Source organism: Stenotrophomonas sp. YJH_SMC_122, assembly GCF_059369535.1.
The window spans coordinates 294650-320279 of the sequence record NZ_JCAFST010000002.1 but is presented as its reverse complement, the minus strand read 5'-3'; the positions used below and the strand labels follow the sequence as shown (position 1 = coordinate 320279).

Genomic DNA, 25630 nt, shown 5'->3' with positions numbered 1-25630 from the left:
GCGGGCGTGGCCGCGAGGCGCTGCAGTGGAAAGACACGGGATCCTGAGCCGGGCGGGCCGGCTGCCGAGGTGCGGCAAGGGTCAGGGTGGCGTGATCACTGCAGGCGGGAATCGGTACGTGGGAGGGACGCAGTCTACGGCACAGGGCTGCCCAGGGACAGCGTCGGCAGGCCGCAACGGCAGCGGAGCATGGCTCCACTCTACAATCGGGGCATGGCCACTCACCGCCCACAGTTCTTCGATCCCACCACCGAACAGGGCGTGCTGCGCCTGTCGATCGCCGCCTCACTGCTGCTGGCTGCCGCTGCGGTGGTGTTCGGCCTGCTGGCCAATTCCTCGCTGATCATCTTCGACGGCATCTACGGCCTGATCGACGTGGTGATGACCTGGCTGTCGCTGCTGGTCGCGCGGCTGATCGCGCTTTCAACCAGCACCGACGCGCTGCAGTCGCGGCTCAACCAGCGCTTCACCATGGGCTTCTGGCACCTGGAGCCGATCGTGCTGGGGGTGAGCGGCACGCTGATGATCGGTGCGGCGCTGTATGCGCTGGTCAACGCGGTGGATGCGCTGATGTCCGGCGGCCGCCACATCGCGCTCGGCCCAGCCATCGCCTTCGCCGGGTTGTCGATCGTCGGCGAAGGTGCGCTGGCCGGGTTCATCCTGCGCGCCAACCGCCGCATCGGTTCGGAGTTCATCGCGCTGGACGCGAAGAACTGGGTGATCGCCGCCAGCATGTCGGCCTGCTATCTGCTGGCCTTCCTCGGCGGCGTGCTGGTGCAGGGCACCTCGCTGGCGTGGGTCGGGCCGTACATCGACCCGGCCATCCTTGCCTTCGTCTGCGTGCTGGTGATGATCGCCCCGCTCGGCACCGTGCGCCGGGCGCTGGCCGGCATCCTGCTGGTCACCCCGCCGGAGCTGCAGGCGCATGTGGATGCGGTGGCACGCGGGATCGTGGCCAGGCACGGCTTCGTCGAGCACCGCAGCTACGTGGCGCAGGTGGGGCGTGGCGAGCAGATCGAGTTGTTCTTCGTGGTGCCGGAAGACGACCCGCCGCGGCCCTTGGTGGAATGGGACCGGCTGCGCGACGAGATCGGCGACGCGCTGGGCGAGGCTTCGCCGGACCGCTGGCTGACCATCATGTTCACCACCGACCGCGAGTGGACGATCTAGGCCGACAGGACGATCGATCAAGTTTTTCGTACGCGTTGCAACCCAACGTACGCGGAAAGCGGGCAAAGTAGGCTCCAACGCAACACCCACCCACTGACCAGGAGCATCCCGATGTCCATCGAAAAGGTTCTGTACACCGCCCAGGCCACCTCCACCGGCGGCCGCGAAGGCCGTTCCGTCTCCTCCGACAACGTGCTGGACATCCAGCTGTCGACACCGCGTGAACTGGGCGGCGCCGGTGGCCCGGGCACCAACCCGGAACAACTGTTCGCCGCCGGCTACTCGGCCTGCTTCCTGGGCGCACTGAAGTTCGTGGCCGGCCAGGCCAAGGTCGCGCTGCCGGCCGACACCACCGTCACTGGCAAGGTCGGCATCGGCCAGATCCCGACCGGCTTCGGCATCGAGGCCGAGCTGACCATCAACGTGCCGGGCGTGCCGCGCGAGCAGGTGGAAGAACTGGTGCAGAAGGCGCACATCGTGTGCCCGTACTCCAACGCCACCCGCGGCAACATTGATGTAACGCTGATCGTTGCCTGATGCAGTGCTGCCGGCCAGCGGCCGGCACTACCCGCGCGCGGTGCAAAAAAATGGGCGGATGCCGGTCGAAACCGGGCATCCGCCCATCCCACCTCGGGTGGGCCCCAGCACGTGGCCGGGGACGCATTCGCTGCGGCGCGCATCCATCCTTCTGGAGAAGAGCCCCCTTGTTGTTCAAGGGGGCGCGCCAACGGCGCGGGGATAAGGTGGAATGCGCGGACCAGCGACCAGTTACTGGTCGCTGGTGATCAGCTGCACGACGCTGGAGAAATCCAGCTTGCCGCGGCCGGCCTGGTGGTTCATCGAGTACAGGTTGCGGGCCACTTCGCCCAGTGGGATCGAGGCGCCGACGCTCATTGCCGCTTCCACCGCCAGGCCCATGTCCTTCAGCATCAGATCGCTGCCGAAGCCACCGCTGTAGCCGCGCGAGGCCGGAGCGTTTTCCAGCACGCCCGGCCACGGGTTGCACACCTCGGTGGCCCAGCTGCGGCCGGTGCTGACGGCCATCATCTGCGACAGCACCTTCGGGTCCAGCCCGTGCGCCACGCCGAGGGCGATGGCTTCGCCGGTCACCGCCATGATCACGCCCAGCGCCATGTTGTTGCACAGCTTGGCGACCTGGCCGGCACCGCTGGCGCCGACATGGAAGATGTTCTTGCCCATTGCCTGCAGCACCGGGCGGGCGCGTTCCAGCGCGTCCTCTTCGCCACCGACGATGAAGGTCAGGGTGCCGGCCTGGGCACCGGCGGTACCGCCGGAGACCGGTGCGTCGATCATCTGCAGGCCACGCGCGGCGGCCGCTTCCGAGACCTTGCGGGCACTGGCCGGTGCGATCGTGCTGCAGTCGATGACCAGTGCACCGGCGGGGATTGCGGCAAGAATGCCGTCGTCGCCCAGGTATACGCCTTCGACGTGGCGGCTGGCCGGCAGCATCGAGATCACCACTTCGGCATCGGCCAGGGTGTCGCGTGCCGACGACGCCGCGCTTGCACCGGCATCGACGGCGGCCTGCACCGCGGCCGGGACCAGATCGAACACGCGCACGCTGTGGCCGTTCTTGACCAGATTGGCGGCCATCGGGCCACCCATGTTGCCCAACCCGATGAATGCAATGCGGCTCATGCAAGGCTCCTTTCAACAAGGGGAGTGCCCAGGTCGGCCAGCGGATGCGCGGCGTCGGCCCAGGGGGAAGCGAAGAAGGTGTCGGACCACGCGCAGGTGGCCTCGGCCAGGGTGGCCGGGTTCCACTGCGGATTGCGGTCCTTGTCGATCAGCAGCGCGCGGATGCCTTCGGCGAAATCACCGTGGGCGGCGCAATGCAGGGCGACGATGTACTCCAGGCGATAGATCGCGGCCAGGTCCTGGCCGGCACTGCGGCGTTGCAGCTCGTACGCCAACCGTGCCGAACCCGGTGCGCCGGCCGCAAGGGTCTTCTGAGCCGCCTGCAACCAGGCGTCGTCGGTCTGCAGGCCGGCAATGCGCGCGACAATGGCTTCAAGGTCATCGCCTTCGCACAACGCATCGACCTGCGCCGCGTTGGCCAGCAGCGGACCGGTGGCGGCATCGCTGGCATGCGACTGCAGCAGATGGGTCAGGCGTTCGTGGTTGTGTGCGGGGTCACTGGACCAGGCCACCTGCAGCAGCGCATCGAACGCCGCACCGCGGCGCTCTTCGGGCACATGTACATCGGCCAGGCCAGCGTAGATGGCATCGCCCGGGTTGAGCAGCGCCCCGGTCAGCGCCAGGAACAGCCCACCCTTGCCCGGCACGCGCGGCAGCAGCCAGCTGCCACCGACATCAGGGAACAGGCCGACGGTGATTTCCGGGAAGGCCAGCTTGGAGCGCTCGCTGACCACACGATGGCTGGCGCCGGACATCAGGCCGATACCGCCGCCCATCACGATGCCGTGGCCCCAGCACAGGATCGGCTTGGCATAGGTGTGGATGAGGTAATCAACGCGGTACTCGACGTCGAAGAACTCGGCGGCATAGGCGTTTTCGCGGATGTCGCTGCGGCCGGCCTCACGGAAGGCGACCATGGCCTTGTACAGGCTGTGCAGGTCGCCGCCGGCGCAGAACGCCTTTTCGCCGGCACCCTGCAGCACCACCATGGCGATGCCGTCGTCGTCGGCCCAGGCGTTCAACTGCGCCAGCAGCAGGTGTGCCATCGGCAGCGAGAAGCCATTGAGCGTGCGCGGCGCGTTGAGCGTGGCGATGCCGATGCGCATGCCGTTACCGGCCACGCGCTCCTCGAACAGCACCGGTGCGTCGTCGGCAGCGGTGTCGGTGCTCATGCGTTCTTCCACTGCGCGGCGCGCTTTTCCAGGAAGGCAGTCACGCCTTCGACCTGGTCAGCGGTGTCGAACAGGTCGACGAAGGCTTCGCGCTCGGCCACCAGCGCCGAGGCGTGGGTGCCGGTGCGGGTGGCCTGTACCAGGGTCTTGCAGGCGGCGATGCTGGTCGGGCTCTGCTTGCCGGCCTTTTTCGCCCATTCCAGCGCCAGTGCCTTGGCTTCGCCCTTGCCGACCTTTTCTTCGGCCAGGCCGATGCGCAGCGCGGTCTCGGCATTGATGCGCTCGCCCAGCAGGATCATGCGCTTGGCCCAGCCCTCGCCGACCAGGCGCGGCAGGTTCTGGGTGCCACCGGCGCACGGCAGCAGGCCGACGGTGGCCTCCGGCAGCGCGACCTGGGCGTGCTCTTCGATGATGCGCAGGTCGCAGGCCAGTGCGCATTCCAGGCCTCCGCCCATCGCGTAGCCGTTGATCGCGGCGATCGACACGCCACGGAAACCGGACAGCGTCTCGAAGGCTTCACCGAAGCGGCGCGCGGCTTCGCGCGCAGCGGCCTTGTCGCCGGAAGCGAACTGGTTGAGGTCGGCACCGGCGGAGAAGAACTTCTCGCCCTCGCCAGTGATCACCAGCGCGTAGATGTCGCGGTCTGCGTTGAGCGCGCCGACCAGGTCGCGCAGCGCCGACAGGCTGTGCACGGTCCAGGTATGCGCCGGCGGGTTGTTCAGGGTGACCACGGCGGTGTGGCCATCGACCTCGACCTTCAGGCCCACGTGCTCCTGGGTACGCCAATCCTTCATCGCAGTTCCTCTTCGGTGTTGAGCAGGTGGCGGGCAACGATCACCCGCATGATCTCGTTGGTGCCTTCCAGGATCTGGTGCACGCGGCAGTCACGCAGCAGGCGCTCGATCGGGTACTCGCGGATGTAGCCGTAGCCACCATGGATCTGCAGCGCTTCGTTGCAGACGTTGAAACCCGCATCGGTAGCAAAACGCTTGGCCATCGCGCACCACACGTTGGCGTCGCTGGCACCGGCATCGAGCTTGCGCGCGGCGGTGTGCACCATCTGCCGCGCGGCCACCAGCTGGGTGACCATGTCGGCCAGCTTGAACTGCAGCGCCTGGAACTCGGCCAGCGCCTTGCCGAACTGGCGGCGCTCGCCCATGTAGCGGCGCGCGGCATCCAGCGCGCCCTGCGCGGCACCCAGCGAGCAGGCGGCAATATTGATGCGGCCACCATCAAGCCCCTTCATCGCCAGCTTGAAGCCGCCGCCTTCCTCTCCCAGAAGGTGGCTGGCCGGCACGCGGACGTTTTCGAAGGTGATGCCGCGGGTGGGCTGGCTGTTCCAGCCCATCTTCTCTTCCTTGCGGCCGAAGCTGATGCCTGGCAGGTCCGACGGCACCGCGATCGCGCTGACACCGCCGGCACCAGCACCGCCGGTACGCGCCATCACCACCAGCAGTTCGGTGGCCCCGGCGCCGGAAATGAAGGCCTTCGAGCCGTTCAGCACGAAATGGTCGCCCTCACGCACGGCGGTGGTCTTCAGCGAGGCCGCATCGGAACCGGCGCCCGGCTCGGTCAGGCAGTACGAGGCCAGCTTGTTGCCCGAGGACAGGTCGCTGCCCCAGGCGTCGCGCAGGGCCGGCTGGCCCCACGTGGACACCATCCACGAGGCCATGTTGTGGATGCTGATGTAGGCCGCAGTCGACGGATCGACGTTGGCGAGCTCCTCGATGACGACGGCGGCGTCCAGGCGGCTCAGGCCGCTGCCGCCCACTTCCGGGTCCATGTACAGACCGCAGAAGCCCAGTTCACCGGCCTTGGCGATCGCCTCGCGCGGAAAGATGCCCTCCGCATCCCATCGCGCGGCGTGCGGCGCCAGTTCGGCCAGTGCGAAGTCGCGCGCAGCCTCGCGGTACGCCTGCTGTGCTTCGTCCAGTTCCGTCGTCATCGAGTGGCTCATGGCTGCTCCTGCGCTTACTTCAGGCTGATCGTGGTGTTGACGCCGTGGCTCAGCGTCTCGTCGTCGAACCAGCGCGCGGTGACCGTCTTGGTCTGGGTGTAGAACAGCACCACCTGCTTGCCGTACGGGCCCAGGTCGCCCAGCTTGGAGGCGCGCGAACCGGTGAACGAGAACAGCGGCACCGGCACCGGGATCGGCACGTTGATGCCGACCTGGCCGACGTCGATGTCTTCCTGGAACTTGCGCGCGGCCGCGCCGGACTGGGTGAACAGTGCGGTGCCGTTGCCGTTCGGGTTGCTGTTGACCATCGCGATGGCGTCTTCCAGCGTCTCCGCTTCGAGGATGACCAGCACCGGCCCGAAGATTTCTTCCTGGTAGATGCGCATGTCGGTGGTGACACCGGCAAAGATGGTCGGGCCGACGAAGTTGCCCTTCTCGAAGCCATCGACCTGCGGCTTGCGGCCATCGAGCACCAGCTTGGCGCCCTGCTCCACGCCCGAGGCGATCAGGCCTTCCACGCGCTCGCGGGCGCTGCAGGAAATGACCGGGCCGACGTCGGTACCGGACACGGTGCCGGCGCTGACCTTCAACGTCTTGGCCTTTTCGACCAGGTCCTGCACCCAGTTGCGCGCCTCACCGACCAGCACCAGGGTGGAGGCGGCCATGCAGCGCTGGCCCGCGGCACCGAAGGCGGCACCGACCATCGCGTTGAGGGTCTGTTCCTTGTTGGCGTCCGGCAGCACCACGGCGTGGTTCTTGGCGCCCATCATGCACTGCACGCGCTTGCCGGCCAGCGAGGCGCGGTTGTAGACGTGGGTACCGACGCGGGTGGAACCGACGAACGACACGGCCTTGATGTCCGGGTGGTCGCAGATCGCGTTGACCACGTCCTCGCCGCCGTGGACGACGTTCAGCACGCCCTTCGGAATGCCGGCTTCCAGCGCCAGTTCAACCAGGCGCATGGTCACCATCGGGTCCTGTTCGGACGGCTTGAGAATGAAGGTGTTGCCGGTGGCAATCGCCATCGGGAACATCCACAGCGGGATCATCGCCGGGAAATTGAACGGGGTGATGCCGGCGCACACGCCCAGCGGCTGCATGATCGTGTAGGTGTCCACGCCATTGGCCACGTTGTTGGCCAGCTCGCCCAGTTGCAGGTTGCCGATGGCGGCGGCGTGCTCGACCACTTCCAGGCCGCGGAACACATCGCCTTCGGCGTCGGGCAGGGTCTTGCCCTGTTCGGCGGTGAGGATGTGGGCCAGCTCGCTCATGTTCTCGCGGATCAGCTGCTGGTACTTCAGGAAGATGCGCGCGCGGGTGCCGATCGGGGTCTTGCGCCAGGTCTTGAAGGCTTCCTTGGCGGCGGCGACGGCGGCGTCCACTTCGCCGGTGGTGGCGAACGGCACCTTGGCCAGCACGTCCTGGGTGGCCGGATTGATCACGTCCTGCCAGTGGGAGGTGGCCGATTCAACGAACTGGCCATCGATCAGCATGCGGATACGGGGCGCTGCAACAGTCATGACGACAATCCCACGGGGTGCGAAAGATGCTTGGCATTATTCACAGCACCCGTCTCGATTTCTGGGCTGAATCCGCTTAATCTGGCCAACACGCCCCACGATTCCTGTTAATTCTGTGAATCTCTCAGCTCCCCAGCGGCAACTCGGCCTGCGCCTGCTGCGGCTGCGCGAACAGCGCGGCTACAGCCAGGTTGACCTGGCGCGTGCGCTGGGGCTGTCGGCCAGCTACCTGAACCAGATCGAACGCAACAAGCGCCCACTCACACCAGCGGTGCAGAAGAAGCTGGGCGAGGTATTGGGCGACGTTTCCGCACTGTTCGACGAGGATGAGCCCGCCGCGCTGCAGGAAGCGCTGGGCGAGACCCTGCGCGACCTGGGCCTGGCCGAAGTCAGCGCGACCGAACTGCGCGCCCTGGCGGGCAACCTGCCGCAGGTCAGCCGCGCGCTGCTGGACCTGCATCGCCGCCATCTGGCACTGCGCGAACATGCCGCCGCGCTGGAGTTCCAGCTGGGCGAGCCCGGCGCCGGCAGCACCCTGCCCGCCGGTGACCAGGTGCGTGAGTTCTTCAACCGCATGCACAACCACATTCCCGAACTGGACGAGCTGGCCGAACGCCTGTTCGCCGAGTGGGGGCTGTCGCCCGGGCATGTGGCGCCACGCCTGCGCCAGCTGCTGGCCGACCGCCACGGCGTGCTGGTGGAAGTGGCCGCGCTGCAGGCCGGGCGCGAGAAGCGCCAGTACGACGCCGGCACGCGCCGGTTGTGGCTACCCGATTATCTGGAACCGGGCCAGCAGGCGTTCCAGATGGCCGCCGAACTGGCCCTGCACGGCTACCTGCCGCAGATCGATGCGGTGGTGGCGCGTGCCGGCTTCACCGATGACGCACGCATCGCGCAGGCGCGGGTGGGTCTTTCGAACTACTTCGCCGGCGCGCTGGTCATGCCCTACATGCGCTTCCTGCGTGCGGCCGAGGCCAGCAGCTACGACATCGAACTGCTGGCGCACCAGTTCGGCGTCGGCTTCGAGGCGGTCTGCCACCGGCTGAGCACGCTGGCACGGCGCAGTGCGCCCGGCCTGCCGTTCTTCTTCATCCGCGTGGACCGCGCGGGCAACGTATCCAAGCGCCATTCGGCCACCGATTTCCACTTCTCGCAGGTGGGCGGTTCGTGCCCGCTGTGGATCGTCTACGAAGCGTTCAACCAGCCCGGTCGCATCCTTACCCAGACCGCGCGCATGCCCGACGGGCGCCGCCATTTCTGGCTGGCGCGGCAGGTCAGCAGTGGCCCGGTCGGCCATGGCCAGCCCCGCAAGACCTTCGCAGTGGCGCTGGGCTGCGATCTGCAGCATGCCGAGCGACTGGTGTATTCACTGGGGCTGGATGTGCAGAGCCCGGGCAACTCGGTATCGATCGGACCGGGTTGCCGGGTGTGCCCACGCGAGGACTGCATGCAGCGCGCGTTCGCGCAGCTGCCGGGGAGGTAGGGGGGTTTGCAGGGCTGCGCCCTGCACCTGCGGTAGTGCCGGCCGCTGGCCGGCAACCTCAAAAGCAGAAGCGGGCATTCCGGGAGATGGCGGGGTGGATCCGGTTGCAGGGGACGCTGCAAGTATCCCTCCGGGGCCCGGCCCAGCCGCTGGCGGCTGTGCGTTCGGGCGCTTGCGAAGCAGTGCTTCGCAAGCAAAGCGCCCTCACCCATGTAAGCCCGGTCGCCGCTTGCTCGTGTGCGCTGTCCTGCGCACACGGCAAGACCGGGGTTGGGCGTCCTGCCCAACCCGCCCGAGGCACGCCTCGGGCCCATGCGGCTCACGCCCCTGCAACCGGACCCACCCCACCTTCGACAGTTTCCGCGGCTGTTGGAACGGCACGGGGTCAGATCCCGTTGCCACGCAACGGGCTCTGACCCCATTAGGTGCCAACCCTGGTTGGCGCGTTCTAGTCCCAGAACACGGTCAGTACGCGGTGGCCTTCCGAGGGCACGGGTGCGTCGATGTGTTGGCCGTACGGCCAGCCTTCGCCCACACCGTCGCACTCCAGACCCTGCAGCCAGCCTTCCACGGTCTCGACGTCGGCACTGGTCAGCACGTGCACGTTCTCCGCGGCAGGCCATTCGCTGTCGTCGTCCAGTGCGCTGCCCCAATCCTGGTGCAGCCCCACGTAGACACCTTCCACTTCGGGCTTTTCGGCAATCGCGGCGAGGCGTGCGTACAGCTCGGCAATCGGCGGGCGGCCGTAGCCCCACTGGTTCGGTGCAATGCACTCTTCGAAATCGTTCCCTTCGAAGTACGCGGCCAGTGGCACAACCGGCAGGTGCTCCGGGTCGCGGATATCGAGGCGTTCAAGCAGATCCAGCAGTTCCTGACGGGCAGACATCCAAACTCCTTGCAGCGAGAAGCGCGATTGTATCGGCGCCGGTCAGTAGATCGGCGTCACCTTCATCTGCGGCAGCGGGCGCGGTGCGCCATCGGTCAGGTCCGGGCCCAGGTCTTCCCAGGTTCGGCCCTGCTCGACCATCTGCGCCCACAGCTGCTGCGAGCCGCGACGCTTGTCTTCCGAGCCAAGCTTGTACGACGGCGGTGCCGGCTCGCCACGGGCAACCATCGAGTACGCCGCGCGGTAGGCCAGCACCTGCTGCGCCGGGTCGTCGGTACGCGCCACTTCCAGCGTGTAGCGCTGGTAGGCCGAGGCCAGGTTGCGCCAGCGGATCCAGTAGTGGTTCCCGAACGAGAACGAACAGAAGCGCGCGCCCGCCAGGCTGCCCTTGTCGGCGATGCGGGTCAGCACCTCCTGCGGCATGTCCAGGTTCATGCCACCTTCGTCGCCCTGCAGGCTCACGTGCACGATACGGTCGCGGTAACCCGGCGCGCGCGCCTGCAGCAGGTCACGCCAGTTCTGCATGGTCGCCACGACTGCGAACAGGAAGCGCCCCAGCTCGGCTGCGGCCAGCGGCGTGGCAATGGACTGGTAATGCCGTTGCCAACCGTGGCGGTTTTCGGTGGGCAGGAACACGGCACGTTCCAGCGCCTGTCGGCCATCACTGCCGCGACCCACGTCTTCGGCATGCTGCGGGTAGACCAGGTTGATGGCGAAGGTCGGCCAGCGCGGTAGCGCGGCATCAAACAGATGGATCGGGAAGTTGCTGCTGATGCCGCCATCGGAGAACCAGCAGATGCGGAACGCGGTGATCACAGGGCCGCAGGTCTGCCCGGCGCTGGTCAGCCCTTCCATGCTGTCGGCCACGTTGTGCTCCGGGTCGGCTGCCGGCGCGGTCGGTTCGCAGCGGCGTTCGCGGCGCGAGGGCTCATGCAGCGGCACCGCGCTGATCAGCAGCGGGAAGCTCAGGCTCATGCGCGTGGCCACCAGCACAGGCAGCTTCGGGCCCTGCGGCAAGTGGTAGTACCGGCGCCCCTCCACCTCCAGCGGCGGACCGGCCTGCGTCACCAGCCACTGCACCACGCTGGCGGGGAATAGCTGCTCGAACTCCTCGCGCAGGAACCAGAACTGCGCGCCGCCCAGCGGCAGTGTGCGCGGCTCGTTGTGCGACACGCAGGTGGTGATCATCTGCAGGCTGATCGCATGCGGGCTGTCCGGCTCGCCGGCATAGCGCGGCGCGTCGTGCAGGTCGGCAAAGGTCAGGGGTGCATCCAGCGGCTTGCCGGACAACTGCTGCAGGCATTCATGCAGCCACTCGGTCAATGCCGGTTTACGTGCATCGCGACCGAGGCCACTGCACAGGCCCAGCAGGTTGCGCCGGGCCACACGCGCTACACGCAGCGCGGCTCCGGCCACGCCTGCACCGTAGGCGCACAGCAGCGACGGCAGCAGCGTCGCGGCCACGCCGCTCCAGCCCCCGCCCCACCAGCCCAGGCCGAGCAGCAGCGCCAGCGACACCAGCACTTCCAACGGCGCGATCTCGAATACCGCCACCGCCAGGCACAGCAGCTTGTGCGGCAAGCTGGCATTGCCGGTCAGCACCACCAGCAGCCGATAGGCCGCGCGCGCGCCCCGCGCCGGTTGGAACAGGCTGTAGATGAACCCCCGCCGCGACAACTGCGCCGACACTGCCGACAGCCCGCCATAACCGGCATCACCGGGCAGGTGCTCGCCGGCCTGCTGGCGGCGATCACCGCATGCCGCCGCAGCCGCCACCGCCGCAGCGATGGCGCCGGCAGAGGTGCCGCCAATGCTCTTGAACCGGTACTCGCGTGCCAGCGCCAGTACCGCATTGGGGTACACGATGCCGCTGGTGATGCCGCCTTTCATGACCAGATCGCAGTACTTGTCCGCCACCGTCTTGCCCCCGAGCATGCCGTCCGCCGCGTGGATGCCAGTATGGCGCAGCGGCTTCTCAGGGCCTGAGAACACCACCGCAGTCCGGGCAGGAATCTGCGGCGTTCAGCAGATGGCAGGCCTGCAGGCTTGACCGGCCCCGCCATCGGCGTAGCATCTGCAGCAAGCCAAGGGACAGACCCGCGGCTGCCACAACGACATGAGGGATTCTCATGGAATTCGACTATCTCGTCTTCATCGGGCGATTCGAGCCCTTCCACAACGGCCACGCCGCCGTTGCCCGCCTGGCGCTGAGCCGGGCCCGCAAGCTGATCTTCCTGGTCGGCTCTGCCGATACTCCCCGCAGCCTCCGCAATCCCTGGACCGTGGCCGAACGCGCCGTGATGATCCAGGCCGCCCTCGATGGCCACACCGACCGCCTGCTGATCCGCCCGCTGCGTGACCACCTGTACAACGAAGCACAGTGGATCGCCAACGTGCAGCGCCAGGTGGCCGACGCCCTGCGCAACGACGGTGCCGCCGCCGATGCAAAGGTGGGCCTGATCGGCATGGACAAGGATGCCTCCAGCTACTACCTGCGGGAGTTCCCGCAATGGCCGCTGGTGGACGTGCAGCACACCGCCACGCTGTCGGCCACCGAACTGCGGCGTTACCTGTTCGAGGCCGGCGACGTCGACTTCCACGGCGCGCTGCTGATGCTGCGTGGCAATGTGCCGGCGCCGGTGTTCGACATGCTCGAAGCGTTCCGCAAGAGCGCGCCTGCGTATGCCCAGCTGGTGGCCGAGTACCGCTTCATCGAACAGTACAAGGCCGCGTGGAAGGATGCACCCTACGCGCCCACCTTCGTCACCACCGATGCGGTGGTGGTGCATTCAGGCCACGTGCTGCTGGTGCGTCGCCGTTCGGAACCCGGCAAGGGGCTATGGGCGCTGCCCGGCGGTTTCGTCGGCCAGGAGCAGAGCCTGCTGGACAGTTGCCTGCGCGAACTGCGCGAGGAAACCCGTCTGAAGATTCCGCTGCCGGTGCTGAAGGGTTCGCTGAAGGGCCAGCAGGTCTTCGACCACCCCGACCGCAGCCAGCGCGGCCGCACCATCACCCACGGTTTCCACTTCGAATTCCCGGCCGGTGAACTGCCGCCGGTGCGCGGCGGCGACGACGCCGACAAGGCGCGCTGGATACCGGTGAGTGAGGCGTTGGACATGGGCCCGCAGCTGTTCGAAGACCACCTGCACATCCTGGAGTATTTCCTCGGCCGCGGCTGACAGGCCCGGCCTCCCCGCCGGCGGATAGACCGCTGGTGTCACTCGACGCGAAGGAGCTTCCGTCATGCACTACCTCGATAATCTTCTCCTCAATACCGACAGCTACAAGGCCAGCCATTGGCTGCAGTACCCGCCGGGTACCGATGCCACGTTCTTCTATGTGGAATCACGTGGCGGCCTGCACGATCGGACGGTGTTCTTCGGCCTGCAAGCGATCCTCAAGGAGGCGCTGGCAAGGCCGGTTACCCACGCCGACATCGACGACGCTGCTGCGGTGTTCGCCGCCCATGGAGAGCCGTTCAACGAAGCCGGCTGGCGCGATATCGTCGACCGGCTTGGCGGCCACCTGCCGGTGCGCATCCGTGCCGTGCCCGAGGGCAGCGTGGTACCCACCCACCAGGCACTGATGACCGTCGAGTCGACCGACCCGGCTGCATTCTGGGTGCCGTCGTACCTGGAAACGCTGCTGCTGCGCGTGTGGTACCCGGTCACCGTGGCCACCATCAGCTGGCATGCACGGCAGACCATTGCTGCGTTCCTGCAGCGGACCAGCGACGATCCGCAGGGGCAGCTGCCGTTCAAGCTGCACGACTTCGGCGCGCGCGGGGTATCGAGCCTGGAATCGGCCGCGCTGGGCGGTGCCGCACACCTGGTCAACTTCCTCGGCACCGATACCGTCTCGGCCCTGTGCCTGGCGCGCGCGCACTATCACGCGCCGATGGCGGGCTATTCGATCCCCGCCGCCGAGCACAGCACCATCACCAGCTGGGGCCGCGAGCGCGAGGTGGACGCCTACCGCAACATGCTGCGTCGGTTCGGCAAGCCCGGTGCGATCGTGGCGGTGGTATCGGACAGCTACGACATCTACCGCGCGATCAGTGAGCACTGGGGTACCACCCTGCGCGATGAAGTGATCGCCTCGGGCGCCACCCTGGTCATCCGTCCCGACTCGGGCGACCCGGTGGAGGTGGTGGCCGAAAGCCTGCGCCGGCTGGATGAAGCCTTCGGCCACGTGATCAACGGCAAGGGCTACCGCGTGCTCAACCACGTGCGGGTGATCCAGGGCGATGGCATCAACCCGGATACGATCCGCGCCATCCTGCAGCGCATCACCGGCGACGGCTATTCGGCCGACAACGTGGCCTTCGGCATGGGCGGCGCGCTGTTGCAGCGGCTGGACCGCGACACCCAGAAGTTCGCGCTGAAGTGCTCGGCGGCACGGGTCGACGGTGAGTGGATCGACGTCTACAAGGACCCGATCACCGACGCCGGCAAGACCAGCAAACGCGGCCGCATGCACCTGCTGCGGCGGCTGGATGACGGCAGCCTGCATACGGTGCCACTGCCGGCCAACGGCGACGACACCCTGCCGGACGGCTTCGAGGACGCAATGGTGACCGTGTGGGAGAACGGCCGCCTGCTGCACGACCAGCGGCTGGACGACATCCGGGCCCGGGCGGCGGCGGGGCGCTGAAGGCGTTTCCGGGGGTCAGAGCCCGTTGCGTGGCAACGGGCTCTGACCCCGGGCCTTGACCCCTGCGGCCAATCGGTCCACTTTGCACACGCCGAAGGTATCCCTCCCATCGCTCCGGCGCTGGGAAGGATTCAAACGGGAATCCGGTGAAGGCGCCTGGCGCGCCCATTCCGGAGCTGCCCCGCAGCGGTGAATGGAAACGAATCCTGCCAACAGCACTGGGCTCGCGCCTGGGAAGCGGCAGGGAGTAGGTGGGCTGCGGTCCGTGTCCATCAGCCCGAAGACCGGCCCCGGCCGGGGGACACGACCGTCCCCTGATTCGACCTGGACTCTCCGCGGGGAGGGTGCCGGGGCCATCGCCAGCCTGCATGCGCAGGCGGCGTGGCCGCGCGCGTCCTGTTCACGGTAACCGGCCAGACCGCTCCCACGCCCTGACGCACGCCACGATGACCGAGTTCCAACGCCCCACCCTTACCCTGCCCGCCGATGGCAAGCGCCTGCTGCTGCATTCGTGCTGCGCGCCCTGTTCCGGCGAAGTGATGGAGGCGATCACCGCTTCCGGGATCGACTACGCGATCTTCTTCTACAACCCCAACATCCACCCGGTGAAGGAGTACGAGCTGCGCAAGCAGGAGAACATCCGCTTCGCCGAGCAGCACGGCATCCCGTTCATCGACTGCGACTACGACACCGACAACTGGTTCAGCCGTGCGCGTGGCATGGAAAACGAGCCCGAGCGCGGCATCCGCTGCACGATGTGCTTCGACATGCGTTTCGAGCGCACCGCGCTGTACGCGCATGAACACGGCTACGACACCATCAGTTCGTCGCTGGGCATCTCGCGCTGGAAGAACATGGCGCAGATCAACGACTGCGGCATCCGTGCGGCGTCGCGCTATGAAGGCCTGCAGTACTGGGACTACAACTGGCGCAAGGGCGGCGGTGCCAGCCGCATGATCGAGATCAGCAAGCGCGAGCAGTTCTACCAGCAGGAGTACTGCGGCTGCGTGTACTCGCTGCGCGATGCCAACCGCCATCGCCGTGAGAACGGCCGCGAACGGATCAGGATCGGCCTGCTGTACTACGGGCAGGACGCTGGGACGCCGCAGGGCGATTGACGTGCAGGCATGGGGCGGCCACGCTGGTCGCCCCTTCTGATGTAGTGGATCTGCCATGACCGCCGTGCCCGCCGATGTCGCCCTGCTGGTGATCGACCTGCAGCCGGACTTCATGCCGGGCGGTGCGCTGGCCTGCGACCAGGGCGATGCGCTGGTGGCGCCGATTGCCGACCTGTTGGCGCAGCGCCGCTACCGCACCGTGGTGGCGACCCAGGACTGGCACCCGGCCGACCACGCCTCGTTCGCCAGCCAGCACCCCGGCAAGCGACCGTTCGAGACCATCCTGCTGCACGCGCAGCCACAAACCCTGTGGCCCGACCATTGCGTGCAGGGCAGCGATGGCGCCGCGCTGCACCCGGGCGTGGACTGGACCACGGCCGACCTGATCCTGCGCAAGGGCACCCGCCCACAGGTGGATTCGTACAGCGCCTTCCGCGAGAACCACGGCCCCGATGGCGAGCGCCCGGCCACCGGCCTGGCCGGCTGGCTGCACGAGCGCCGCATCCGCGAAGTGCACGTCTGTGGCCTGGCCCGCGACTACTGCGTGCTGTGGAGCGCGCAGGACGCGGTGAAGTCCGGTTTCCGGGTGAAGTTCCTGTGGGACCTGACCCGGCCGGTGACCGAAGCCAACAACGCGATGGTGCGCGAAGCGCTGGGCAAAGCGGGGATCGCGATCATCTGACGCGTGGTCGCCGGTGGTAGTGCCGGCCGCTGGCCGGCAACGCCTGGATCCCTGCAGTTGCCGGCCAGCGGCCGGCACCACCGGATCACACCCGTGGGTAGCGCCGGGCCATGCCCGGCGAACCCCGAAGGGGCAGCACGTTACCGGAACACCACCGTGCGGTGCCCGTTGAGCAGGATGCGGTGCTCCACATGGCGGCGCACCGCGCGCGCCAGCACCAGCGATTCGGTATCGCTGCCCAGCCGCACCAGCTCGCGCGGCGCCATGGCGTGGTCGACGCGGGCCACGTCCTGTTCGATGATCGGGCCTTCGTCCAGATCCTCGGTGACGTAGTGCGCGGTGGCACCGATGATCTTGACTCCGCGCGCGTGCGCCTGGTGATACGGCTGCGCGCCCTTGAAGCTGGGCAGGAAGCTGTGGTGGATGTTGATCGCACGGCCGGCCAGCGCGCGGCACAGCGTGGGTGACAGGATCTGCATGTAGCGCGCCAGCACCACCAGGTCGATGCGCTCACGCTCGACCAGGTCGATGATCTGCTGCTCCTGCACCGCACGCGTATCGGCGGTCACCGGCAGGTGGTGGAACGGTACCTGGTAGGACGCGGCCAATGGCGCGAAGTCGGCGTGGTTGGACGCCACTGCCGCGATATCGACCTTCAGCTGGCCGCTGTGGGCACGGAACAGCAGGTCGTTGAGGCAGTGCCCCTGCTTGCTGACCAGCACCAGCAGGCGTGCGCGGCGGCGGCCGTCATGCAGCTGCCAGTCCATGCCGAAGCCTTCGGCAAGTTTGGCCATCGCGGCATGCACGGTCTCCAGCGGCAGGCTGGCATCGCGGTCGAAATGCACGCGCAGGAAGAAGCGGCCACTTTCCTCGTCGCCGAACTGCTGGGCGTCGAGAATATTGCAGCCGTGGTCGAACAGCAGGCCGGACACGCGGTAGACGATGCCGGTACGGTCGGGGCAGGACAGGGTGAGGATGGAATCGGGGCGCATCGACACAGTGTAGGGCAGCTTCCTGCCCAGCAGCCGGATCATCACCGATGCAATCGAACCGCTTGGTTCAGTCCCAAGCGATACTTGGCCATCACCGTGGCAAGCTGGTCGGTCATGAACCTGTTGCAACTGATCCGCAGCTTCACCCGCACCGCAGAGACCGGCAGCATTGCCGCCGCGGCCCGCATCCTTGGCATCAGCGCCACCGCGGTCGGCCAGAACATCAACCGGCTGGAAGCGCATCTGGGCGTACGGCTGCTGAACCGGAGTACGCGCCAACTGGCCCTCAGCGAGGCTGGCGCGCTGTACCTGGCGCAGGTGCGCCACATCGAGGGCGACCTGGCGCGCGCGCAGGCGATGGTCACCTCCGGTGATATCGAACCGGCCGGGCCCCTGCGCATCGCCAGCAGCAGCGCGTTCGGCCGCCACGTGCTGGCACCGTTGCTGCCGTCACTGCAGCAACGCTACCCGCAGCTGCAGCTGGAACTGCGGCTGACCGACCGTGCCGTACAGCATGGTCCAGAGGCGGTGGATGCCAGCATCCGCATCGGCGCGCAGCTGGAAGACGGTGTGGTCGCACGGCAGCTGGCGCGCGTGCCGTTCGTGTTCTGCGCCTCGCCGGCCTACCTGCAGGCCCATGGCACCCCGCAGGAACCCTCGGATCTGGGCAGCCATCGCGGGCTGCTGCACCGCTTCCCCACCGATGGCCGGCCGTTGCGCTGGGGCCTGCTGAAGGACGGCCAACGCGTGGACGCCGCGCTGCCGCCGAGCATGGTCTGCGATGACATCGATGCGCTGGCGTCGCTGGCGGCGGCGGGTGCCGGCATCACACGATTGGCTGCGTTCGTGGCCGAGCCCTACCTGCGCGACGGCCGACTGCAGGCGGTGTTCGGTACCGACAGCGCGTGGCGGCCGGAACCGATGGACGTCTATTTCTGTGTCAGCGACCGCCGCGACTTCACCGCCAAGATCCGCGCGCTGTTCGAGCACCTGCAGGCCGGCATGGCGCCGGCCTGGCGGGTGTGAGCCTCAGCGCGCCTTGAACACGCCACGCGCATCGCGCGGCTCGCAGCGCAGGTACTGCGGCGCCGGTTCCACGCTGTCGCGCAATGCGGCGGCGGCGTGCCACGGCCAGCGCGGGTCGTAGAGGATGCCGCGCGCCAGGGCCACGGCATCAGCGTGGCGATGGCGCAGGATCGACTCGGCCTGTTCCGGTTCGGTGATCATGCCCACCGCGATCACCGGCATGCGTACCTTGGCCTTGATCGCTGCGGCGAACGGCACCTGGTAGCCGGGACCGACGGTGATCTTCTGCCGCTCGTCCAGGCCACCGCTGGAGACATGCAGGACGTTGCAGCCGCGCGCGTCCAGCACCTGGGCCAGCGCTTCACTCTGCACCAGGTCCCAGCCCCCCTCGACCCAGTCGCTGGCGGAAATGCGTACGCCCACGGCGATCTTGTCCGATACCGCCGCACGCACAGCGTCGAATACTTCCACCAGCAGGCGCAGGCGGTTCGGCAGCGAGCCGCCATAGCCGTCGGTGCGGCGGTTGCTCAGCGGCGACAGGAACTGGTGCAGCAGGTAGCCGTGCGCGGCATGCAGCTCGATCAGCTCGAAGCCCAGGCGCTCGGCGCGCACCGCGCTGGCGGCGAAGGCGGCGATGAGCTCGGCGATGCCGGCCTCGTCCAGTTCCTGCGGTGCCGGGTCGGCGGCATGGAACGGCAGCGGCGACGGCGCCACGGTGGCCCAGCCACGCGCATCACCGGCCGGCAGCTGTCCACCACCGTCCCATGGGCGGTTCACCGAGGCCTTGCGGCCGGCGTGGCCCAACTGGATGCCCAGCGGCATCGGCGACCAGCGGCGGACGCTGGCCAGCACCTGCGCCAGCGCGGCTTCGGTACCGTCGTCCCACAAGCCCAGGTCGGCCCAGCTGATGCGGCCGCGCGGCTCGACCGCAGTGGCTTCCAGGATCAGCAGGCCGGCGCCGGACTGCGCCAGGTTGCCCAGGTGCATGGCGTGCCAGTCGCTGGCGCGACCGTCTTCGGCGGAGTACTGGCACATCGGCGCGATGACGATGCGGTTGGACAGGGTCAGGGGGCCGAACGAGATCGGCGAGAACAGCTGGGTCACGGCGATGCGGGGGACAGGCGGATAGAGGGGGCGTATTGCACCGCCGCACGGCCTGCGAATCAACCGTCTGGATGGATCGCTGTTTCGCGTGACCTGCAGCAGCCGAGCGTGCGCTCGGCCCTACAGAAGCCCTCGCCCCTTGTAGAGCCGAGCCCATGCTCGGCTCAGCGCGAAGCCCAGGCGGCCAGCGCTTCAGCGCAGTCCCGCTCATCCTTGAACAACAGCAGGTCGTCGGCTCGGGTGCGGCCGCGGTTCAGCGCCGCCACCGGCACCCCTGCCTTCGCCGCCGCCTGCACGAAGCGGAAGCCGGAATAGACCATCAGCGACGAGCCCACCACCAGCACGGCGTCGGCCTGCTGGAGGTGATCGTGCACCGCCGCCACCCGTTCACGCGGCACGTTCTCGCCGAAGAACACCACATCCGGCTTCAGCAGGCCGCCGCAGTACGGGCAATCGGGCACCACGAACGTGGAGAAATCGGTCTCCAGATCGGCATCGCCATCGGGCGCGATGCCGGCCTCCAGTGCATCCCAGCCCGGATTGGCGTCCAGCAGCCGCTGCTGGAAATCCTCGCGGCCGCTGCGGCGCTCGCAGCCCATGCAGCGCACCCGGTCCAGGCGGCCATGCAGGTCGATGACATTGTGGCTGCCGGCACGCTGGTGCAGGCCGTCCACGTTCTGGGTCAGCAGCAGCTGCAGCTTGCCGTGGTTTTCCAGCGCGGCCAGGGCCTGGTGGGTACCGTTGGGCCGGGCCAGGCCGAAGCGCGGCCAGCCCAGCAGGCTGCGCGCCCAGTAGCGCTGGCGGGTACCCGCTTCGCCCATGAACGCCTGGTAGGTCACCGGCGGGGTGCGCTTCCACTGGCCGTCGGCATCCCGGTAATCGGGAATGCCCGAGGCGGTGCTGCAACCGGCGCCGGTCAGCACGAACAGGCGCCGGGCGCGGTCGATGAAGTCGGTCAGCGGCGAGGTCATGGCTGCCAGATGGGGGCGCCGCAGCGCCCGTGCAAGCGCCGGCTCAGGCGGCCGGCAGCGGCGGCACCGCGATCGGGTGGCCGTCCTCGTCCAGCGCGATCATCACGAAGTGGCCGCGGGTACACAGCTTGCGCTCGCCGCTATGCAGGTCCTCGGCGACCAGTTCCACCTCGACCTTCATCGAGCTGCGGCCGACTTCGACAATGCGGCCGATGGTTTCCACCATCTGGCCGATGCGGATCGGCAGCTTGAAGTCGACCTGGTCGCTGCGCGCGGTCACCACGGTGCGGCGCGAATAGCGGGCGGCGGCCAGGAAGGCGGCCTTGTCCATCCACGCCAGTGCCTGGCCACCGAACAGGGTGCCGAGGTGGTTGGTGTGGTTGGGGAAGACGATTTCGGCCATGCGCACTTCGGTGGGCGGCACGGTCTCGGGGATCGGGGTCATGGGGGTGCTTCGGTGTGGGGTGCGGCAATTTTAAGCCAGGCCCCGTGCAGGCAGCGCTACACTGCGCCACGCCCACTGCCAGAACCGCCCATGCCCGCACTTTCCGACCTGTTGGCCTTCGCGCTGGTTTCGCTGGCCATGGTGCTCACGCCCGGGCCGAACATGATCTACGTCATCTCGCGCTCGATCTGCCAAGGGCCGCTCGCCGGGCTGATCTCGCTGGGCGGGGTGGCGCTGGGCTTCGTGTTCTACATGCTGTGCGCGGCGCTGGGCATCACCGCCGTGCTGATGACCGTGCCGTTCGCCTATGAGGCGCTGCGCATTGGTGGCGCGCTGTACCTGCTGTACCTGGCCTGGCAGGCGCTGAAGCCCGGCGGCCGTTCGCCGTTCGCGGTGCGTGACCTGCCGCAGGACAGCCCGCGCAAGCTGTTCACGATGGGATTCCTGACCAATCTGCTGAACCCGAAAGTGGCGGTGATGTACCTGTCGCTGCTGCCGCAGTTCCTGCACCCGGACAGCGAAGGCAGCGTGCTGATGCAGTCGATCGTGCTGGGCTCCACCCAGATCCTGGTCAGCGTCAGCGTGAACGGCATGATCGCGCTGACCGCCGGCAGCATCGCTGGCTTCCTGGCCGCACGCCCCACCTGGCAGAGGGTGCAGCGCTGGCTGATGGGCACGGTGCTGGCCGGGCTGGCGGTGCGCATGGCGGTGGAAGGGCGGCGCTAGCCGCTCCTTGTAGAGTCGAGCCGTGCTCGACTGCTGTTTGCGGAGATCAGTCGAGCATGGCTCGACGCTACAGAAACGAAAAACCCCGGCGCTGGCCGGGGTTTTTCGTTGCGACAGGCCTGACCGCTTCGATCAGAAGTTCATGTCGAAGGCGACTTCGCCCTGCACGCCGACCTGGTAGGCCGAGACGCGGCGTTCGAAGAAGTTGGTCAGCTCCTGCACGTCCTGCAGCTCCATGAACGGCAGCGGGTTGCGCACGTTGTACTTCTTTTCCATGCCCAGCTTGGCGAAGTGCTGATCGGCACAGTGCTGCAGGTACTGGCGCATGTCACGGGTCGAGATGCCGGCCACGCCGCCGGACAGCACGTCCTCGGCGAACTGCACTTCGCATTCGATGGCTTCGGCCAGCATGTCGTAGACCTGCTGCTTCATCTCGTCGTCGAACAGGTCCGGCTCTTCCTCACGCACCACGCGCACCGACTCGAAGGCGAACTCCATGTGCGCGCTCTCGTCGCGGAACACCCAGTTGGTGCCCGAGGCCAGGCCCGGCAGCAGGCCGCGCGAACGGAAGTAGTACACGTAGGCGAACGCGGCGAAGAAGAACAGGCCTTCGATGCATGCAGCGAAGCAGATCTGGTTGAGCAGGAACTGGCGGCGCTGTTCGCGGGTCTCGATGCGGGTCAGGTCCTGGATCGAGTCGATCCACTTGAAGCAGAAATCGGCCTTCTTCTTGATCGAGTCGATGTTCTCCACCGCCGAGAACGCCTTGGCGCGCTCTTCCGGATCCGGCAGGTAGTTGTCGAGCAGGGTCAGGTAGAACTGCACGTGCAGCGCTTCTTCATACAGCTGGCGCGACAGGTACATGCGCGCTTCCGGTGCATTGAGATGCTGGTACAGGTTCAGCACCAGGTTGTTGGACACGATCGAGTCGCCGGTGGCGAAGAACGCGACCAGGCGGTGGATCAGGTGGCGCTCGCCCGGCGACATCTTGCTGTGCAGGTCGGTGATGTCGATCTGGAAGTTGATCTCTTCCACCGTCCAGGTGTTCTTGATCGCATTCCGGTACATGTCATAGAACTGCGGGTAGCGCATCGGGCGCAGGGTCAGTTCAAAACCGGGATCGAGCAGCATCTGCTTGGGCTTGTCGGCCATGGGTGTTTCCTTGAATTCTCGGGTCAAAACGCCGGGCATGGCCCGGCGCTACCTTGGTGTTTCCGTGCTGCAGCCGAGCATGGCTCGGCTCTACAGGTGCGAGGTGTTCGAGTGCCGGCCAGCGGCCGGCACTACCGCGCGGCGGTGCCGCTCTTACTGGCACGCCTCGCAGGCTTCCGGGTTTTCCAGCGAGCAGGCGATGGCTTCGTCCGGGCTGAACACCTTGGCCGGTGCGGCGGCACTCACCGTGGTCTTGGCGATCTTGGTGGCCGGGCGCGAACGCAGGTAGTAGGTGGTCTTGATGCCCTGCTTCCAGGCGTACATGTACATGGAGGACATCGCGCCGATGTTCGGGCTTTCCATGAACAGGTTGAGCGAGGCCGACTGGTCGATGAAGGCGCCACGCTCGGCGGCCATGTCGATCAGCGAACGCATCGGCAGTTCCCACGCGGTGCGGTAGACCTCACGCAGCGTTTCCGGGATCTGTGGCAGACCCGCGATGGAGCCTTCGGCCAGCTTGATGGCATCGCGCATTTCCGGCGTCCACAGGCCCAGCTTCTTCAGCTCGTTGACCAGGTAGCGGTTGACCTGCAGGAAGTCACCGGACAGGGTCTCGCGCTTGAACAGGTTGGACACCTGCGGCTCGACGCACTCGTAGCAGCCGGCGATCGAGGCGATGGTCGCGGTCGGCGCGATTGCGATCATCAGCGAGTTGCGCAGGCCGTGTTCCTTGATGCGCTCACGCAGGGCATCCCAGCGCGCAGTGTCTTCCGGCACCACGTTCCAGGCGTCGAACTGCAGTTCGCCGCTGGCGGCACGGGTGTCGTTGAACGACGGGTGCTTGCCGCGTTCCTGGGCCAGCTCGCAGGACGTTTCCAGCGCGTGGAAGTAGATCGCTTCGGCGATCTTCTTCGACAGCGCGCGGGCTTCGGCGCTGTCGAACGGCAGGCGCTTGCGGAAGAACACGTCCTGCAGGCCCATGCAGCCCAGGCCGACCGGACGCCAGCGCAGGTTGGCGCGACGGGCGGTTTCGATCGGGTAGAAGTTCAGGTCGATGACGCGGTCGAGCTGGCGCACGGCCAGGCGCACGGTCTCGGCCAGCTTCTCGAAGTCGAACTCGTTGTGCTCGTCGAAGTGGTTGCCCAGGTTGATCGAACCCAGGTTGCACACTGCGGTTTCATCGTTGGAAGTGACTTCCAGGATTTCGGTGCACAGGTTGGACAGGTGGATCACGTTGCCCGGACGCAGGGTCTGGTTGCTGGCGCGGTTGCACTTGTCCTTGAAGGTCATCCAGCCGTTGCCGGTCTCGGCCAGCGTACGCATCATGCGGGCGTACAGCTTGCGCGCGGAGATGGTGCGGTTGGCCTTGCCCTGGGCTTCGGCCTGCAGGTAGGCAGCCTCGAAGGCTTCGCCGAACAGGTCGGTGAACTCCGGCACGACGCGCGGATCGAACAGCGACCATTCCTGGTCGGCCTCGACGCGCTTCATGAACAGGTCCGGCACCCAGTTGGCCAGGTTCAGGTTGTGCGCACGGCGGGCTTCGTCACCGGTGTTGTCGCGCAGTTCGAGGAAGTCCTCGATGTCGGCGTGCCAGGTTTCCAGGTACACGCAGGCCGCGCCCTTGCGCTTGCCGCCCTGGTTCACCGCGGCCACGGACGAGTCCATGGTCTTCAGCCACGGCACGATGCCGTTGGAGTGGCCGTTGGTCGACTTGATCAGCGAGCCACGCGAACGCACGCGGGTGTAGCTGACGCCGATGCCGCCGGAGAACTTCGACAGCTGGGCGATGTCGCCGTACTTGGCATAGATCGACTCCAGCGAGTCCTGCGGCGAGTCCAGCAGGAAGCACGAGGACAGCTGCTCGTGGGTGGTGCCGGAGTTGAACAGGGTCGGGCTGGACGGCAGGTAGTCCAGGTTGCCCATGCGCTTGTACAGCGCCAGGGTCTCGGACACGTCCTCGCTCAGCGCGCTGGCGATGCGCAGGAAGAACTGCTGCGGGGTTTCGATCACCTTGCGGGTGTGCGGATGGCGCAGCAGGTAACGGTCGTACAGGGTACGCAGGCCGAAGTAATCGAAGTTCAGGTCCAGCGCGCCGTCGATGGCGTCGTTGAGCTTGCGTGCATTGGTCTGCACGAAGTTCAGCAGGCGGTCGTTGATCAGGCCGACTTCATGGCCGCGGCTGACCGACTGCGAGAAGGCGTAGATTTCCTGGCCCGAGACTTCCTTGGCGATGTAGTTGGCCAGCAGGCGCGCAGCGAGGCGGCCGTACTCGGGCTCTTCACCGATCAGCAGGGCGGCGGTGCGGATGGACAGTTCGTCCAGCTCGCGGGTGGTGGCGCCGTTGTACAGGCCGGAAATGGTGCGGGTGGCCACGCGCATCGGGTCAACGGCGTGCAGGCCTTCGGAGGAACGCTGCACCGCGCGCACGATCTTGTTCAGGTCCACCAGCTCGGTGGTCCCGTTGCGCTTGGTCACACTCATCGCGTTGGCCGTCGGCGGCGACGTCAACAGGAATTCGCTTTCCTTCTCGATGGTGGCGCTGGATTCGGTGCTCACGGCGTATGTCCTCTTGGCGTGATTGGGGGTGCTCGATGCATCGGGGTGACGCAGCCCGGGACATGACGGCCCAGGATGGCAGGACGGCGTCGCAGGGGATGAGACCCTGCGCCTGCCACTGCCGTTGACGATCGCCGATGGAGACTGCGGCCAACCCCCAGACGTGGGGTTGCTGCGACCGACGGCCACAAGATAGTGGGGGTAGTGGGGTCCGTCAACGCCAAATGTAGTGAAATTCGGCAATCCCTTGCGCCGCAAGGATCGTGCCATCGGCGCCCGGATCAGACGCTTCAGACCTGCCGGAACGGGCTGCGCAGTCAAGCCCGAAAGGCGTCATGGCGGTGGCACAACGCACCGC

General features: G+C 67.3%; 22 protein-coding genes and 1 riboswitch. Of the genes, 9 read left to right on the top strand and 13 right to left on the bottom strand.

Features of this window, described 5'->3' with window-relative positions; genetic code table 11:
* Positions 1-189 precede the first annotated feature (189 nt).
* Both AC5P66_RS04975 and AC5P66_RS04970 read left to right on the top strand, forming a co-directional pair.
* Positions 190-1170 carry a cation diffusion facilitator family transporter gene (locus AC5P66_RS04975; RefSeq protein ID WP_049412608.1) on the top strand — a complete coding sequence of 327 codons (981 nt, stop codon included), beginning with the start codon at positions 190-192 and terminating at the stop codon, positions 1168-1170.
* 111 nt (positions 1171-1281) lie between these two features.
* Complete coding sequence (locus AC5P66_RS04970) at positions 1282-1707, top strand: organic hydroperoxide resistance protein (RefSeq protein ID WP_004153735.1); 426 nt, start codon at positions 1282-1284, stop codon at positions 1705-1707.
* Between the two features lie 231 nt (positions 1708-1938).
* Here AC5P66_RS04970 and mmsB read toward each other — a convergent pair whose 3' ends face one another.
* The 5 genes from mmsB to AC5P66_RS04945 are packed head-to-tail and all read right to left on the bottom strand — an operon-like array spanning position 1939 to position 7478.
* Entirely contained in the window at positions 1939-2829 is an 891-nt protein-coding gene (gene mmsB / locus AC5P66_RS04965) for a 3-hydroxyisobutyrate dehydrogenase (RefSeq protein ID WP_032962101.1), read from the bottom strand.
* On the bottom strand, positions 2826-4001 hold the full coding sequence (locus tag AC5P66_RS04960; protein ID WP_099488071.1) for an enoyl-CoA hydratase/isomerase family protein: 1176 nt from the start codon (positions 3999-4001) through the stop codon (positions 2826-2828). The genes mmsB and AC5P66_RS04960 overlap by 4 nt, the downstream gene beginning before the upstream one ends.
* Positions 3998-4795 carry an enoyl-CoA hydratase gene (locus AC5P66_RS04955; protein ID WP_049412611.1) on the bottom strand — a complete coding sequence of 266 codons (798 nt, stop codon included), beginning with the start codon at positions 4793-4795 and terminating at the stop codon, positions 3998-4000. The genes AC5P66_RS04960 and AC5P66_RS04955 overlap by 4 nt, the downstream gene beginning before the upstream one ends.
* Positions 4792-5958, bottom strand: a complete 1167-nt coding sequence (locus AC5P66_RS04950) for an acyl-CoA dehydrogenase family protein (RefSeq protein ID WP_049412613.1) — start codon at positions 5956-5958, stop codon at positions 4792-4794. The genes AC5P66_RS04955 and AC5P66_RS04950 overlap by 4 nt, the downstream gene beginning before the upstream one ends.
* Before the next feature lie 14 nt (positions 5959-5972).
* Positions 5973-7478 (bottom strand): CoA-acylating methylmalonate-semialdehyde dehydrogenase, encoded by a 1506-nt coding sequence (locus AC5P66_RS04945; RefSeq protein WP_049412616.1) that lies wholly within the window; start codon positions 7476-7478, stop codon positions 5973-5975.
* A gap of 115 nt (positions 7479-7593) precedes the next feature.
* Here AC5P66_RS04945 and AC5P66_RS04940 point away from each other — a divergent pair, with 115 nt between their 5' ends.
* Positions 7594-8961 carry a helix-turn-helix domain-containing protein gene (locus tag AC5P66_RS04940; protein ID WP_049412618.1) on the top strand — a complete coding sequence of 456 codons (1368 nt, stop codon included), beginning with the start codon at positions 7594-7596 and terminating at the stop codon, positions 8959-8961.
* Positions 8962-9409: 448 nt separating this feature from the next.
* Here AC5P66_RS04940 and AC5P66_RS04935 read toward each other — a convergent pair whose 3' ends face one another.
* Both AC5P66_RS04935 and AC5P66_RS04930 read right to left on the bottom strand, forming a co-directional pair.
* Positions 9410-9847 carry a YfbO family protein gene (locus AC5P66_RS04935; RefSeq protein WP_099495447.1) on the bottom strand — a complete coding sequence of 146 codons (438 nt, stop codon included), beginning with the start codon at positions 9845-9847 and terminating at the stop codon, positions 9410-9412.
* Between the two features lie 42 nt (positions 9848-9889).
* Positions 9890-11782 carry a patatin-like phospholipase family protein gene (locus tag AC5P66_RS04930; protein WP_049415821.1) on the bottom strand — a complete coding sequence of 631 codons (1893 nt, stop codon included), beginning with the start codon at positions 11780-11782 and terminating at the stop codon, positions 9890-9892.
* A 194-nt stretch (positions 11783-11976) separates the two neighbouring features.
* On the opposite strand from AC5P66_RS04930, the gene AC5P66_RS04925 reads away from it, so the two are divergent.
* The 4 genes from AC5P66_RS04925 (at position 11977) to pncA (ending at position 16300) form a co-directional block, all read left to right on the top strand.
* A complete protein-coding gene (locus AC5P66_RS04925; RefSeq protein ID WP_049415811.1) occupies positions 11977-13026 on the top strand; it encodes a bifunctional nicotinamide-nucleotide adenylyltransferase/Nudix hydroxylase in 1050 nt (349 codons plus the stop codon).
* Positions 13027-13090: 64 nt separating this feature from the next.
* Positions 13091-14500: a nicotinate phosphoribosyltransferase gene (locus tag AC5P66_RS04920; protein WP_099495446.1), complete on the top strand. Its 1410-nt coding sequence runs from the start codon at positions 13091-13093 to the stop codon at positions 14498-14500.
* A 78-nt stretch (positions 14501-14578) separates the two neighbouring features.
* Positions 14579-14807: riboswitch (cobalamin riboswitch) on the top strand.
* Positions 14808-14946: 139 nt separating this feature from the next.
* Positions 14947-15618 carry an epoxyqueuosine reductase QueH gene (locus AC5P66_RS04915; protein ID WP_049415804.1) on the top strand — a complete coding sequence of 224 codons (672 nt, stop codon included), beginning with the start codon at positions 14947-14949 and terminating at the stop codon, positions 15616-15618.
* 55 nt (positions 15619-15673) lie between these two features.
* Positions 15674-16300: a bifunctional nicotinamidase/pyrazinamidase gene (pncA, locus tag AC5P66_RS04910; protein WP_049438534.1), complete on the top strand. Its 627-nt coding sequence runs from the start codon at positions 15674-15676 to the stop codon at positions 16298-16300.
* A 140-nt stretch (positions 16301-16440) separates the two neighbouring features.
* Here pncA and purU read toward each other — a convergent pair whose 3' ends face one another.
* Complete coding sequence (gene purU, locus AC5P66_RS04905; RefSeq protein WP_049415819.1) at positions 16441-17292, bottom strand: formyltetrahydrofolate deformylase; 852 nt, start codon at positions 17290-17292, stop codon at positions 16441-16443.
* 114 nt (positions 17293-17406) lie between these two features.
* On the opposite strand from purU, the gene AC5P66_RS04900 reads away from it, so the two are divergent.
* Positions 17407-18318: a LysR family transcriptional regulator gene (locus AC5P66_RS04900; protein WP_049438538.1), complete on the top strand. Its 912-nt coding sequence runs from the start codon at positions 17407-17409 to the stop codon at positions 18316-18318.
* A 3-nt stretch (positions 18319-18321) separates the two neighbouring features.
* Here the strand turns inward: AC5P66_RS04900 and AC5P66_RS04895 are convergent, their stop codons facing one another.
* The 3 genes from AC5P66_RS04895 to AC5P66_RS04885 all read right to left on the bottom strand — a co-directional run bounded on the left by AC5P66_RS04895 (position 18322) and on the right by AC5P66_RS04885 (position 20838).
* Positions 18322-19422, bottom strand: coding sequence for an NADH:flavin oxidoreductase/NADH oxidase (locus AC5P66_RS04895; RefSeq protein WP_099495445.1), 1101 nt, complete (start codon positions 19420-19422; stop codon positions 18322-18324).
* A 164-nt stretch (positions 19423-19586) separates the two neighbouring features.
* Positions 19587-20393, bottom strand: coding sequence for an NAD-dependent protein deacetylase (locus AC5P66_RS04890; protein ID WP_099495444.1), 807 nt, complete (start codon positions 20391-20393; stop codon positions 19587-19589).
* Between the two features lie 43 nt (positions 20394-20436).
* Positions 20437-20838, bottom strand: coding sequence for an acyl-CoA thioesterase (locus AC5P66_RS04885; RefSeq protein WP_021203756.1), 402 nt, complete (start codon positions 20836-20838; stop codon positions 20437-20439).
* Between the two features lie 90 nt (positions 20839-20928).
* Between AC5P66_RS04885 and AC5P66_RS04880 the strand changes: the two genes are divergently transcribed.
* Positions 20929-21564 carry a LysE family translocator gene (locus AC5P66_RS04880; protein WP_099495443.1) on the top strand — a complete coding sequence of 212 codons (636 nt, stop codon included), beginning with the start codon at positions 20929-20931 and terminating at the stop codon, positions 21562-21564.
* Between the two features lie 132 nt (positions 21565-21696).
* Here the strand turns inward: AC5P66_RS04880 and AC5P66_RS04875 are convergent, their stop codons facing one another.
* Both AC5P66_RS04875 and AC5P66_RS04870 read right to left on the bottom strand, forming a co-directional pair.
* The gene (locus tag AC5P66_RS04875; protein WP_005420683.1) at positions 21697-22716 is read right to left on the bottom strand and encodes a ribonucleotide-diphosphate reductase subunit beta; all 1020 of its coding nucleotides are present in this window, start codon (positions 22714-22716) and stop codon (positions 21697-21699) included.
* A gap of 153 nt (positions 22717-22869) precedes the next feature.
* On the bottom strand, positions 22870-25272 hold the full coding sequence (locus AC5P66_RS04870) for a ribonucleoside-diphosphate reductase subunit alpha (protein ID WP_049415794.1): 2403 nt from the start codon (positions 25270-25272) through the stop codon (positions 22870-22872).
* Between the last annotated feature and the right edge of the window lie 358 nt (positions 25273-25630).